We start from the raw sequence: 924 nt of genomic DNA on the forward strand, positions 1-924 counted from the left end.
GGCGGGCGGCCACGAATACATTGTCGTCGCCGCCTGCGAACATGCCCGGCCATGCGCGCCCCGGCCGGCGCGCGGGGCCAGAGTCGGGGCAGGGCAGGGGGCCGCAGCGATGGTGACGCCACGATGATACGCAGCCGTTGGATCGACCGCGCGCGCCGCGTCGCCTGCGCGGCGGTGCTGACGCTGGGCTTCGCCGGCGTCGCGCATGCCGACTTCTTCGACGACATGCGCAGCACCTTCACGACCGGCATCCCGCATTTCTTCCAGGACGACATCCCGTGCGCCTTCGGCGGCAAGCCGACGAGCGGCACCAGGCGCAGCTGCCACGGCGGCAGCGGCGGCACGCACGCGGCACCGACCACGGGCGGGACGGGGCCGAAATACTATCCGCCGTGAACGGGTCGCCTTAAGCCGGGCGGGGCGGGGCCGGGCGCCGTCAACCAGGTCTCGTGGCGTTTCCGCCGCATCGCCTGGCGCCATGCGGGCGATCTCGCCTGGTCTGCCATGCCGCCCGAAGACGACGCCGCGACGCCGACGCGGCTGATGCCGCTGCACAGAGCGGGGGGCGCGGGCGGGCGGCCGCGCGCGGGTGGTGACGGTCGTATCAGGCCCGGTGCGGTTGGGCGGTCCAGAGCCGGACCGGTCCCGTCAGATCGCGTCGATCGCGTCCGCCTTCGCCAGCAGCGCCTCGGCCATGCGGATGCTGGCGATGTCGATCAGCCGCCCGTCCAGCGACACCGCGCCCCGGCCCTCGCGCGCCGCCGCCGCCATCGCGTCGAGGATGCGGCGCGCCCGGGTCACCTCCTCCGGGCTCGGCGTGAACACCTCGTTGGCGAGCGCGATCTGGCTCGGATGGATCGCCCATTTGCCCTCGTAGCCCAGCACGCAGGCACGGCGGGCGGCGGCCATGAAGCCGTCGGGGTC

General features: G+C 74.2%; 1 protein-coding gene and 1 pseudogene. One reads left to right on the forward strand and one right to left on the reverse strand.

Features of this window, described 5'->3' with window-relative positions:
• Positions 1-123: 123 nt before the first annotated feature.
• Positions 124-396: a hypothetical protein gene (locus tag B8460_RS19610; protein WP_048863316.1), complete on the forward strand. Its 273-nt coding sequence runs from the start codon at positions 124-126 to the stop codon at positions 394-396.
• A gap of 252 nt (positions 397-648) precedes the next feature.
• Here B8460_RS19610 and B8460_RS19615 read toward each other — a convergent pair.
• Positions 649-924: pseudogene (locus B8460_RS19615) on the reverse strand (CoA ester lyase); the annotation flags it as partial.

The sequence above is a fragment of the Acidisphaera rubrifaciens HS-AP3 genome, assembly GCF_000964365.1.
GTDB lineage: Bacteria > Pseudomonadota > Alphaproteobacteria > Acetobacterales > Acetobacteraceae > Acidisphaera > Acidisphaera rubrifaciens.